An 11133-nucleotide genomic window follows, 5' to 3' on the forward strand; every position below is an offset into this window, starting at 1 on the left:
ACGGGTAGGCTCGACAGCAAGATGACAGAGGACCTCACACCAGCCGAAGCGTACGCAGCTGCCCGGGCCCGCAATGCCGAGCAGGCCACGGCGCTGGCCCCCTTCCGCGAGATGTACGAGTTCGGTCTGGACCCCTTCCAGATCGAGGCCTGCCAGGCCCTCGAGGCGGGCAAAGGCGTGCTCGTCGCCGCCCCCACGGGCTCGGGCAAGACCATCGTCGGCGAATTCGCCGTCCACCTCGCCCTGCTCCAAGGGCGCAAGTGCTTCTACACGACACCCATCAAGGCGCTGTCGAACCAGAAGTACGCCGACCTCGTCAAGCGGTACGGACCCGGCAAGGTCGGCCTGCTCACCGGCGACAACAGTGTCAACGGCGACGCCCCGATCATCGTCATGACCACCGAGGTCCTGCGCAACATGCTGTACGCGGGATCCCAGGCTCTCAGCGGCCTCGGATACGTGGTCATGGACGAGGTGCACTACCTCTCCGACCGCTTCCGCGGCGCCGTGTGGGAGGAAGTGATCATCCACCTCCCCGAGTCGGTGACCCTGGTCTCACTCTCCGCGACCGTCTCCAACGCGGAGGAGTTCGGCGACTGGCTCGACACCGTCCGCGGCGACACCGAGGTCATCGTCTCCGAGAGCCGCCCCGTGCCGCTCTGGCAGCACGTGCTCGCCGGACGGCGGATGTACGACCTCTTCGAGGAGGAGACCGACCACGGCGGCCGCGGCGCGTCCCGCCGCGAGGTCAACCCCGATCTGCTGCGCCTGGCCCGGACCGAGAACTCCCGTACGTACAACCCGCGCGAGCGCCGCCGCGGCAAGATGATCCGCGAGGCCGACCGGGAGCGCGAGCGCCGTCAGCGCTCCCGCATCTGGACGCCCGGACGCCCCGAGGTCATCGAGCGGCTCGACGCCGAAGGGCTCCTGCCCGCCATCACCTTCATCTTCAGCCGGGCGGGCTGCGAGGCAGCCGTCCAGCAGTGCCTGTACGCGGGCCTCCGGCTCAACGACGACGATGCCCGCCAGCGGGTCCGCGAGATCGTCGAGGCGCGCACCGCATCCATCCCGTCCGAAGACCTCCACGTCCTCGGGTACTACGAGTGGCTGGAAGGCCTGGAGCGCGGCATCGCCGCCCACCACGCCGGAATGCTCCCCACCTTCAAGGAAGTCGTCGAGGAACTCTTCGTGCGCGGTCTGGTCAAGGCCGTCTTCGCCACCGAGACCCTCGCGCTGGGCATCAACATGCCCGCCCGTTCGGTGGTCCTGGAGAAGCTCGTCAAGTGGAACGGCGAGCAGCACGCGGACATCACCCCCGGCGAGTACACGCAGCTCACCGGACGCGCCGGGCGCCGTGGCATCGACGTCGAGGGCCACGCCGTCGTCCTGTGGCAGCGCGGCCTCGACCCCGGCCACCTCGCCGGACTCGCCGGCACGCGTACGTACCCGCTGCGCTCCAGCTTCAAGCCGTCGTACAACATGGCCGTCAACCTGGTCGACCAGTTCGGGCGCCACCGCTCCCGCGAGCTGCTCGAGACCTCCTTCGCGCAGTTCCAGGCCGACCGGTCCGTCGTCGGCATCTCCCGCCAGGTCCAGAAGAACGAAGAGGGCCTGGAAGGCTACCGGGAGGGCATGACCTGCCACCTCGGGGACTTCGAGGAGTACGCGCGGCTGCGCCGCGACCTCAAGGACCGCGAGACGGAACTGGCCAAGCAGGGCGCGGCACAGCGCCGTGCGCAGGCCGCCGCCTCCCTGGAGAAGCTCAAGCCCGGCGACATCATCCACGTCCCCACCGGCAAGTTCGCCGGTCTCGCCCTCGTCCTCGACCCCGGCATTCCCGCCGGGCGGACCAACGGCCACCGCGGCTTCGAGCACCACGACGGGCCCCGCCCGCTCGTCCTCACTGCCGAACGGCAGGTCAAGCGGCTCGCCTCGATCGACTTCCCGATCCCGGTCGAGGCCATGGAGCGCATGAGGATCCCGAAGTCCTTCAACCCGCGCTCCCCGCAGTCCCGGCGGGACCTCGCCTCCGCGCTGCGCACCAAGGCCGGGCACCTCAACCCGGAGCGGCACCGCAGGGAGCGCTCGGCGGCCGCCGACGACCGCGAGATCAACCGGCTGCGCACCGAGCTGCGCGCCCACCCCTGCCACGGCTGCGACGAGCGCGAGGACCACGCCCGCTGGGCCGAGCGCTACCACCGGCTCCAGCGCGACACCCGGCAGCTGGAGCGGCGCATCGAGGGCCGCACCAACACCATCGCCCGCACCTTCGACCGGATCGTCGCACTCCTCACCGAGCTCGACTACCTCCGTGGCGACGATGTCACCGACAACGGCAAGCGGCTCGCCCGGCTCTACGGCGAACTCGATCTGCTGGCCAGCGAATGCCTGCGCGACGGCGTCTGGGAGGGTCTGACCCCGCCCGAACTGGCCGCCTGCGTCTCCGCGTTGGTCTACGAGGCGCGGCAGGCCGACGACGCCGTGCCGCCGAAGGTCCCCGCCGGGAAGGCGAAGGCCGCGCTCGGCGAGATGGTGCGGATCTGGGGGCGGCTCGACGCCCTGGAGGAAGAGTTCAAGATCAACCAGGCGGAAGGGGTCGGTCAGCGCGAACCCGACCTCGGCTTCGCCTGGGCCGCCTACCAGTGGGCCTCCGACAAGGGGCTCGACGAGGTCCTGCGCGAGGCCGAGATGCCCGCGGGCGACTTCGTCCGCTGGTGCAAGCAGGTTATCGACGTCCTCGGACAGATCGCCGCGGCAGCGCCCAAGGAGAACAGCACCGTCTCCAAGAACGCGCGCAAGGCGGTGGAGTCGCTGCTGAGGGGCGTCGTCGCCTACAGCTCGGTGGGCTGACCCTCGTCCGAAGTCGCTTGCAGGGGCCCGTGGTTGATGCCACGGGCCCTTGGCGTTCGCGAGCCTCTTCCTCGGGGCCGCGGTGTTTCGTCCGGCAGGGGCCGGGTTGTCCACAGGGCGTCCCGAGGGCGTTGTCCACAGGGGTGGCGGAGTGTCAGGCCTCTCCGATTCCATGGACTCACACACCGGGCAACACTGCTGGGAGGGGACCCACGTGACCACGCAAACCGGTTCGGCCGCCGTCGAGGAGACGGCCGGCGGACAGAAGATCGTGCCGGGGCCACGGGGCGTGCCGCTGCTCGGAAACCTGCCGGAGTTCGGCAAGGACCCGCTCGCCTTCTTCGAGCGGCTGCGCGAGCGCGGAGACTTCGTCAGCTGGCGCTTCGGGCCGGGCCCCGCCCTGTTCATTGCCCACCCCGACACCATCGGCGAACTCCTCACCGAAGTCGAGCGCACCTTCGACCAGCCCGACCTCGGCATCGCCTTCCGCACCCTGCTCGGCAACGGAGTGGTCGTCGCCAAGGGCGCCGACTGGCGCCGCAAGCGCTCCCTCGTCCAGCCCTCGGTCCGGCCCAAGCAGGTGCGGTCCTACGCCGCCACCATGGCCGAGTGCGCGATCGCCCTAGCCGACCGGTGGAGCGACGGACAGCGCATCGACATCAAGAAGGAGATGGCCGCCCTCACCCAACTCATCGCCGTCCGCACCATCTTCGGCGTCGACACCGCCGCCGACGCCGAAGCCATCGGCCGCGCCATGGACGTCGCGCAGAAGGAGATAGGCGCCGAGTTCAGCGGCATCGGCGCCCTGCTGCCCGACTGGGTACCCACCCCGGGTCGCGCACGCATCAAACGCGCCACCGCCGTCATCGACGCCGAGGTCTCCCGAGTCGTCGCCCGCCACCGCGAAGGCGACACCGAACGGCCCGATCTGCTCAGCCGGCTCCTCGCCGCCCAGGACGAGACCGGCGCCCACCTCTCCGACCAGGAGATCCGCGACGAGACCGTCACTCTCTACATCGGCGGACACGAGACCACCAGCTCGACCCTGGTCTGGGCATGGCATCTGCTCTCCCGCAACCCCCGCGTGCGCGAGGCGCTCGCCGAGGAACTCGACCGGGTCCTCGGCGATCACGAGCCCGGTTTCGACGACTACGCCCGGCTGACCTACACCCAGGCCGTCGTGAAGGAGACCCTGCGGCTCTACCCGACCATCTGGCTCCTCACCGGTATCGCCAAGGAGGGCGCGACCCTCGGCGGAATGGCGATACCTCCCGGGACGCGGGTATGGAGCAGCCAGTGGGCCACGCACCGGGACGTCCGCTGGTACGGCGACCCCGAGGAGTTCCGCCCCGAACGGTGGGGAGCGGTGGAGGGCGCGCCCGCCGAGGAGATACCCGAGTACGCCTGGTTCCCGTTCGGCGGCGGGCCGCGCGTCTGCCTCGGAACGCGGTTCGCGATGGTCGAGGCCGTGCTCGTCCTCGCCGTGCTCGCCCGGCGGTTCCGTCTCGACCTCGATCCCGGGGAGATACGCCCCGTACCGAGCCTGACGCTCCAGCCGGACCGGGAGGTCCTCGCCACGGTCCGCGCCCGCGGCTGAGGAATGATTCAGGTATGAAGATCACGGCTCGGGGACTCAACCGCTCCACGTTGGCACGGCAGTTGCTGCTGCGGCGCGAGAAGCTCGGCGCGGCCGAAGCTGTACGACGGGTGGTCGCCCTCCAGGCCCAGCAGCCGGCGTCGCCGTATGTCGCGCTGTGGAACAGGACCGCCGCGTTCGACCCGTCCGACCTCGACGGCGCCTTCGCCGACGGGACGGTCGTCAAGTCGACACTCATGCGGATCACCCTCCACGCGGTGCACGCCGACGACTACCGGCCCTTCCGGGAGGCGGTGCATCCGCTGCTGAGGTCCGGGAGGCTCGGAGACCGCTTCACGGCGTCGGGTCTGACCCCGGCGGACGCGGACATGCTCGTTCCGGAGCTGCTGGCCTTCGCCGACCGGCCCCGGTCCAACGCGGAGTACGAGGCGTGGCTCGAACAGCGGGTGGGGGCCGCGCCGAAGTCGGGGGCCTGGTGGGGGCTGCGGCACTACACGCCGCTGCTGCACGCGCCCACGACGGCACCGTGGTCGTTCGGGGAGCGCCCCGCGTATGTCGCTCCCCCCGACCCGCCGGCGCCGCCGGAGCCGGAGGTGTCGGACGCGGCACTGCGGATGCTGGTCCTGCGCTATCTCGAAGGGTTCGGGCCGGCGTCGGTGGCGGACGTGGCGCAGTTCGGGCTGGTCCAGCGGGCCAGGGTCAGGAAGGCGCTGGGCGTGCTGTCCGACGAGCTCGAGCGGTGCCAAGGGCCGGACGGCGAGGAACTGTTCGACGTGCCGGGCGCATGCCGCCCGGACGAGGACACGCCCGCGCCGGCACGGCTGATGGCCATGTGGGACAGCACCCTGCTGGCCTACGCCGACCGTGGGCGGGTCATCCCGCCCGAGTACCGCACGGAGGTGATCCGCAGAAACGGGGACGTGCTGCCGACCCTGCTGGTCGATGGATATGTGGCCGGGGTGTGGCGCCCGATGGAGGGAGGGATAGAGGCGACCGCGTTCCAGGACCTGCCGGACCAGGTCTGGGAGGAACTGGCGGAGGAGGCCCGCTCGCTGGTGGCCTTCCTCTCCGACCGCGAGCCGGAGGTGTACCGCCGCTACGGCCACTGGTGGAGCAAGCTGCCGCATGCGGAGACCCGGCTGCTGCCTGGGCAGTGAGGTGTGGGGGCTTCGCTCAGCTCCGGGGCGTGGGGCGGTGCGGGGTGCTCAGGCGGGTTGCCAGAGCCCGCAGGTCCTCGGCGGGTAGGACCCGGTTGTCGAAGCCGGGGAGGGGGACGTGGAGGGGGGACGTCCAGCGGGCGGGGATGGCCGAGGGGCCGTACACCGCGCCGGCGAGGGTACCCGTGACGGCTGCCACGGTGTCCGTGTCTCCGCCCAGGTCGATCGCCGCGGCGACAGCGGCCTCGAACGAGTCCGTCGTTCGCAGGGCCCAGACCGCGGAGCCCAGGCAGGGCCAGACTGCGCCGTTGAACTCGGTGGCGTCGTCCGGGTGCCAGTCGGGGGCGAGGACCGTCGACCAGCGGTCCCGGTGCGGCGCGGCGACGGAGGCGAGCGTGGTGGGCAAGGCCTCGAGCGGGTCCTCGCCGTCGAGGGCGACGCGGACGAGGTCGTGGAGGATCGCCGTACCCTCCCAGGCGGCGCCGTCGCCGTGGGTGAGGGCCGTGATGCGGCGGGCGGCGTCCATCGTGGCCTCGTGACCCGCCGCCGCGAAGTGGACCGCCGACGTCGACGCCCGCATCAAGGAACCGTTGCCCGCCGCACGGCCGTTGACCTGGAAGTGCAGCGCGGCCGCGGTGTCCCACGGGTCGCCGCCGGTGAGGACGGACTCGGTCTGGAGGCCGATGTCCTTCGGTTCGGCGCCCGCCCAGCGGCGGAACCGGTCGAAGACGTCCGGCAGGTCGAGCCCGCCCCGGTCGAGGAGCGACTCCCCGACCAGGACGGCCATCTGCGTGTCGTCGGTGGCCTCGCCCGGGTCCCAGCCGCCGCCCCCGCACATCTCCCCGACGCCGTCGGGGAAGCGTTCCCGGAACATGCCCGGCAGTCCGAACTCGAAGGGGGCGCCCAGCGCGTCCCCCACCGCGGAGCCGAGTACGGCGCCGACGGCGCGTTCAGTCGTTCGCATCCCGGCAGCCTAGGCGGCATCTCGCGCGGGACGTGGGCCTTTTCGCAGCCGGAGTGCCAGGAAGAGCAGCAGCCCGAAGGGGGACAGCAGGATCGTCAGGATCAGCAACGGGCCCATCAGCAGGGGAGAGAGACCCAGCCTGCGCGCCTCGCGGTACATCCACTGGCCGAGCAGCAGGTCCCAGGCGATGACCTGTGCCCAGATCGCTCCGGCGCCGTTCGCCAGTGCTGTGAGGTCCCGGAAGGTGTCGAGGTCGGGGCTGCTGACGGCCGCCCACAGTTCCGGGAGGATCGGGAGCGCCAACGCGAGGTAGACCGCCAGGATCGGCACGACCGTCAGCGGCGAGGCCGCGAGCCGCTCCGTGCCACGCCATCCCGGCGCGAAGATCATCAGCAGCCAGACGGGCGCCGCGAGGAAGAAGGAGAGCTCGAAGAGGAAGCCGGTCATGACGTGAACTCCTTGGCGGTGAGCGCGGTTTCGGCGCGGGCCGGGGTTCGTAGAGCCGCCCATGTCGCCACGGCGCCGACGAGCGCGAGAGCGCCGGCCGCGGCGAGCGTCGTGCCGTCGGGGTCCAGCAGCGCCTGACCGCGCAACGCCTGCCAGGTGACGAGGGCGAGCACCGCCGCGTACGTCCCCGACACGACCAGCGTCAGACGCAACCGCACCCGTTCGTCGCGCAGTCGGGCGAACCGCGGGGCGAGCGCGACAAGAGCGAGCAGCAGGAGCGGGATCACCTGCAGGGCGTGCATCCCGAAGAAGTGGGCGATACGCAGATCGCCGCCGGTCGTGGACCAGCCGGTCACGGGCATGGAGGGCCCGCCGTCCGGGACGCCGACGCTGTGCGCGCCGACGATCGCCGCGTCGTCCCCGGCCGCGAGCTGTTCCGGGGTCGGTTGCACCATGAGGAAGCCGATGGCGGCTCCCAGGAGGGCGATCAGGGAGCCGAGGCGTACGGCCCAGGCGGTGGCGCGGTCCAGGATCCGGGCGCGCAACAGCAGGATCGCGATGACCAGGGCGGCCAGCCACAGGACGACGACCGTGAGGCCCATCGCCTGGAAGACCGCGGCGTCGAAGGCGGTCTCCTGGTTGAAGTGGCTCTGCTTGCCACGGACCACCTGCGTCGTGATCAGCACCATCTCGCCGGCGCCGGCGGCGGCCAGGACGGTGCCGGCCCACCAGCCGACGCGTCGGCCACGGGGGAGCAGGGTGAGCATCCAGGCGAGCGTCATGCAGTAAGCGACGAACGAGACCGCGAACTTGAACGGCTTGGTCCAGATCGGAACGCCGACCAGGATCCGGTCGTCGAGGACCAGGCCGCCGACCGAGACCAGGGCGAGTAACGCCATGGAGGCGGAGAACCAGACAAGTGGGCGATGCAGGTCGCGGACCTGCGGCAACGATGAGGACATGGGTACCCCCGTGAGTTATAGATAGTGGCACTTGCCGCTATCTGATAGCGCCACTATCTATGATGGGGGGATCGGCTGGCAAGGCCGGGGCAGGATCGGGAAGGTGAACGCAGAGTGCGCATCGGAGAGTTGAGCCGCAGGACCGGGGTGTCCGTGCCGACGATCAAGTACTACGTGCGGGAAGGGCTGTTGCCGGCCGGGCAGTTGACGAGCCCGAACCAGGCCTCGTACGACGAGACGCACGAGCGGCGCCTTCGGCTGGTCCGGGCGCTGCTGGACGTCGGGGGGCTCTCGGTCGCGGCGATCCGCGACGTGATCGCGGCGGTCGAGGACCCGGACCGCTCGGTGCACAAGCTGCTCGGTGCGGCCGCGGACCGGGTGGTGCCGCGCTACACCGAGGAGCCGGGGGAGGGCGTCGTCGATGCCCGGAAGACGGTGGAGGAGCTGATCGCGCGGCGCGGCTGGCGGGTGCACGCGGGCAACCCGGCGGCGGACGCGCTGGCGGTGGCCCTGGCGGCGCTGGACGCGGTGGGGCACGCGGACTTCGCGGAGGTGCTCGAGGCGTACGCGGAGGCGGCGGAGCAGGTGGCGCGGGCGGACCTGGAGTACGTGGCGCGGAACGTGGAGCGCGAGGACCTGGTGGAGAGCGTGGTGGTGGGGACGGTACTGGGGGACGCGGTGTTCGGGGCAATGCGTCGGCTGGCGCATGTGGACGCGTCGGTGCGGGTCTTCGGCGACGGGGAGTGACCGGGCGCCTTGCTGGTGCGCGCGCCTCGGGCTGCCCTGGCCCCGGCGTGCGTGCCTCGCGGGCGGGTGCGCATCGGGGTGGCCCCGGCCCCCGGCGTGCGTGCCCCGCGGGCGGGTGCGCATCGGGGTGGCCCCGGCCCCCGGCGTGCCCGGCCCTTGCGGGTGCGGGCCGCCGGCCCATGGGCTGAACGGCCCTTGAAGGGGCGCCGTCCCCGTGGGTTGTGCCCACCCGTCCCGCCCCGCGGGACGATTGCCCACAACGGTGGGTGGAGGTGGGGGACGCCCCGTGGGATGACTGCCCGCAACCGTGGGTGGAGGTGGGGGACGCCCCGTGGGACGGCTGCCCGCAACGGTGGGTGCGGGTGGGGGCGCCCCTCGGGATGACTGCCCGCAACGGTGGGTGCGGGTGGGAGGTGCCCCGTGGGACCCGGGTCAGTTCTCCTGTTCGCGTTCGACCTGGTCGTTCCAGTCGCGCTTGATCGCGCGCCAGGCCTCGTCCGTCTTGCCCAGGCGCCAGTAGCCCGAGATCGACAGGCGTTCGCGCGGCACTTCGCGCTCCAGACGCAGGTGGCGGCGGAGGTCCTTCACGAAGCCCGCCTCGCCGTGGACGAAGGCGTGCACGTCGCCCGCCGGGAAGTCCAGGCCCTTCACCGCCTCCAGCAGGGCCGCGCCCGTCGGGCGGTCGCCCCGGTGGAGCCAGGTCACCTCGACGCCCGCGGCCGTCGCGAACTTCTGCTCCTCCGTCGCGTCCGCGACCTCCAGGAACGCGTGCACCGTCGAACCCTCCGGCAGCCGCTCCAGGGCCACCGCGATCGCCGGCAGGGCGCTCTCGTCGCCCACCAGCAGGTGCCAGTCCGCCGCCGGGTCCGGCGCGTAACCGCCGCCGGGACCCAGGAAGCGCATCGTCTCGCCCGCCTGCGCCCGCGCCGCCCACGGCCCCGCCAGGCCCTCGTCGCCATGGACCACGAAGTCGACGGTCAGCTCGCGGTGGTCCGGGTCCCAGCTCCGTACCGTGTACGTCCGCGTGGTGGGCCACTGCTCGCGCGGGAACTCCTCGCGGATCCGCTCCATGTCGAACGGCTCCGGATAGCTCACGCCCTCCGGCGCGAACAGCAGCTTCACGTAGTGGTCGGTGTGCTCACCCAGCTCGAACGCGTCCAGGCCGTTCCCGCCGAGCACCACCCGCACCATGTGCGGCGTGATCCGCTCCGTGTGCAACACCTCTGCCTCGTGGGCCTTCGGTGCCTTGCGCGCCGGCTGCTCTGCCACGACGGTCTCCCCTGATTCCGCGAACTTAGGTATGCCTAAGCTAGCATCCCGGCGATCCCGGGCCCATAAGGCCTCAGCGCGCCAGCACCGGCAGCAGCCTGCCGACGGCCCCGCCCAGACCCCACCGCGTCACCAGCGCCGCCAGTGCCTCCGGGTCCCTCGGCTCGCCCGGCAGGGCCGGGTCGAAGTCCGGCAGCGGTACGTCGCCGGCCACCTCGACGACCTTCGGGGCCACGTCCAGATACGACGCCGCCTCCACGATCCCGCGCCGCTTGGCCGGGGTCAGCTTCGACGTGCGGTCCACCGCTGCCGCGCGAACGCCCGCCAGATCGCCGTACTCCGTGATCAGCTGCGCGGCCGTCTTCTCGCCGATGCCCTTCACCCCGGGCAGCCCGTCGCTGGCGTCACCGCGCAGCGCCGCGAAGTCGGCGTACTGGTCGGCCCGCACCCCGTACTTCGTACGGATGAGTTCGCCGTCGACCAGATCGCAGTCGCCGACGCCCTTGCGCGGGTACAGCACCCGCACGCCGCGCTCGTCGTCCACCAGCTGGAAGAGGTCCCGGTCGCCCGTGACGATGTCCACCGGCCCCTTGGCCTGCCCGGCCAGGGTCCCGATGACGTCGTCCGCCTCGTAGCCCGCCACTCCGACCCGGGCGATGCCGAGGGCGTCCAGGACGGCCTCGATCACCGGCACCTGCGGGGCGAGCGTGTCCGGGACCTCCTCCTCGTCCGGCCCCGTCTCGGTCTCCACGGCGACGCGGTGGGCCTTGTACGAGGGGATCAGGTCCACCCGCCACTGGGGCCGCCAGTCGGCGTCCATGCAGGCGACGAGGTCGTCGGGGTGGTGGTCCTGGACGAGCCGGGTGATGAAGTCGAGGAGGCCGCGCACGGCGTTGACCGGCGTGCCGTCCGGGGCCCGGACCGAGTCCGGCACACCGAAGTACGCGCGGAAGTAGAGAGAGGCGGTGTCGAGGAGCATCAGGCGTCGCGTCACACCCCGATCATGCCGCACCCCACCGACACCGACCCCGAATGACCTCAACCGGCCGTCACCGACACCGGCCCGGAGTGACCTCAACCGGCAGTCACCGGCACCGGCCCTCACCGACACCGATCCCGAGCGACCGCCACCGGCCCTCA

General features: G+C 71.8%; 9 protein-coding genes. 4 read left to right on the forward strand and 5 right to left on the reverse strand.

The genetic code is table 11. The features are described from left to right. The first annotated feature begins 21 nt into the window (after nucleotides 1–21). The 3 genes from ACFC0D_RS13795 to ACFC0D_RS13805 all read left to right on the forward strand — a co-directional run bounded on the left by ACFC0D_RS13795 (nucleotide 22) and on the right by ACFC0D_RS13805 (nucleotide 5604). Nucleotides 22–2850, forward strand: coding sequence for a DEAD/DEAH box helicase (locus tag ACFC0D_RS13795; RefSeq protein WP_376434476.1), 2829 nt, complete (start codon nucleotides 22–24; stop codon nucleotides 2848–2850). Nucleotides 2851–3064: 214 nt separating this feature from the next. Continuing rightward, nucleotides 3065–4447 carry a cytochrome P450 gene (locus ACFC0D_RS13800; protein WP_376434478.1) on the forward strand — a complete coding sequence of 461 codons (1383 nt, stop codon included), beginning with the start codon at nucleotides 3065–3067 and terminating at the stop codon, nucleotides 4445–4447. A gap of 14 nt (nucleotides 4448–4461) precedes the next feature. Further along, nucleotides 4462–5604, forward strand: a complete 1143-nt coding sequence (locus ACFC0D_RS13805; protein WP_376434480.1) for a winged helix DNA-binding domain-containing protein — start codon at nucleotides 4462–4464, stop codon at nucleotides 5602–5604. Between the two features lie 16 nt (nucleotides 5605–5620). On the opposite strand, the gene ACFC0D_RS13810 is transcribed toward ACFC0D_RS13805, so the two are convergent. From ACFC0D_RS13810 to ACFC0D_RS13820, 3 genes are read right to left on the reverse strand one after another with little or no spacing between them, the layout of a single operon-like run. Further along, entirely contained in the window at nucleotides 5621–6568 is a 948-nt protein-coding gene (locus ACFC0D_RS13810) for an ADP-ribosylglycohydrolase family protein (protein ID WP_376434482.1), read from the reverse strand. Between the two features lie 9 nt (nucleotides 6569–6577). Next, nucleotides 6578–7015: an ABA4-like family protein gene (locus ACFC0D_RS13815; RefSeq protein WP_376434484.1), complete on the reverse strand. Its 438-nt coding sequence runs from the start codon at nucleotides 7013–7015 to the stop codon at nucleotides 6578–6580. Beyond that, nucleotides 7012–7914: a hypothetical protein gene (locus tag ACFC0D_RS13820; RefSeq protein WP_376434596.1), complete on the reverse strand. Its 903-nt coding sequence runs from the start codon at nucleotides 7912–7914 to the stop codon at nucleotides 7012–7014. Before ACFC0D_RS13820 ends, ACFC0D_RS13815 begins: the two co-directional genes overlap by 4 nt. Before the next feature lie 177 nt (nucleotides 7915–8091). Between ACFC0D_RS13820 and ACFC0D_RS13825 the strand changes: the two genes are divergently transcribed. Beyond that, on the forward strand, nucleotides 8092–8724 hold the full coding sequence (locus ACFC0D_RS13825) for a MerR family transcriptional regulator (RefSeq protein WP_376434486.1): 633 nt from the start codon (nucleotides 8092–8094) through the stop codon (nucleotides 8722–8724). 432 nt (nucleotides 8725–9156) lie between these two features. Here the strand turns inward: ACFC0D_RS13825 and ACFC0D_RS13830 are convergent, their stop codons facing one another. After that, entirely contained in the window at nucleotides 9157–9993 is an 837-nt protein-coding gene (locus ACFC0D_RS13830; protein WP_376434488.1) for a siderophore-interacting protein, read from the reverse strand. 73 nt (nucleotides 9994–10066) lie between these two features. Then, the gene (locus tag ACFC0D_RS13835) at nucleotides 10067–10972 is read right to left on the reverse strand and encodes a 5'-3' exonuclease H3TH domain-containing protein (RefSeq protein ID WP_376434598.1); all 906 of its coding nucleotides are present in this window, start codon (nucleotides 10970–10972) and stop codon (nucleotides 10067–10069) included. Between the last annotated feature and the right edge of the window lie 161 nt (nucleotides 10973–11133).

The sequence above is a fragment of the Streptomyces sp. NPDC056222 genome (assembly GCF_042264065.1).
Classification (GTDB): Bacteria; Actinomycetota; Actinomycetes; order Streptomycetales; family Streptomycetaceae; genus Streptomyces.

Bases quoted from the DNA above. Each gene is read 5' to 3' on its own strand.
- ACFC0D_RS13815 (WP_376434484.1), bottom strand. From the start codon at position 7,015: ATGACCGGCTTCCTCTTCGAGCTCTCCTTCTTCCTCGCGGCGCCCGTC.
- ACFC0D_RS13795 (WP_376434476.1), top strand. From the start codon at position 22: ATGACAGAGGACCTCACACCAGCCGAAGCGTACGCAGCTGCCCGGGCC.
- ACFC0D_RS13820 (WP_376434596.1), bottom strand. From the start codon at position 7,914: ATGGCGTTACTCGCCCTGGTCTCGGTCGGCGGCCTGGTCCTCGACGAC.
- ACFC0D_RS13805 (WP_376434480.1), top strand. From the start codon at position 4,462: ATGAAGATCACGGCTCGGGGACTCAACCGCTCCACGTTGGCACGGCAG.
- ACFC0D_RS13810 (WP_376434482.1), bottom strand. From the start codon at position 6,568: ATGCGAACGACTGAACGCGCCGTCGGCGCCGTACTCGGCTCCGCGGTG.
- ACFC0D_RS13835 (WP_376434598.1), bottom strand. From the start codon at position 10,972: ATGCTCCTCGACACCGCCTCTCTCTACTTCCGCGCGTACTTCGGTGTG.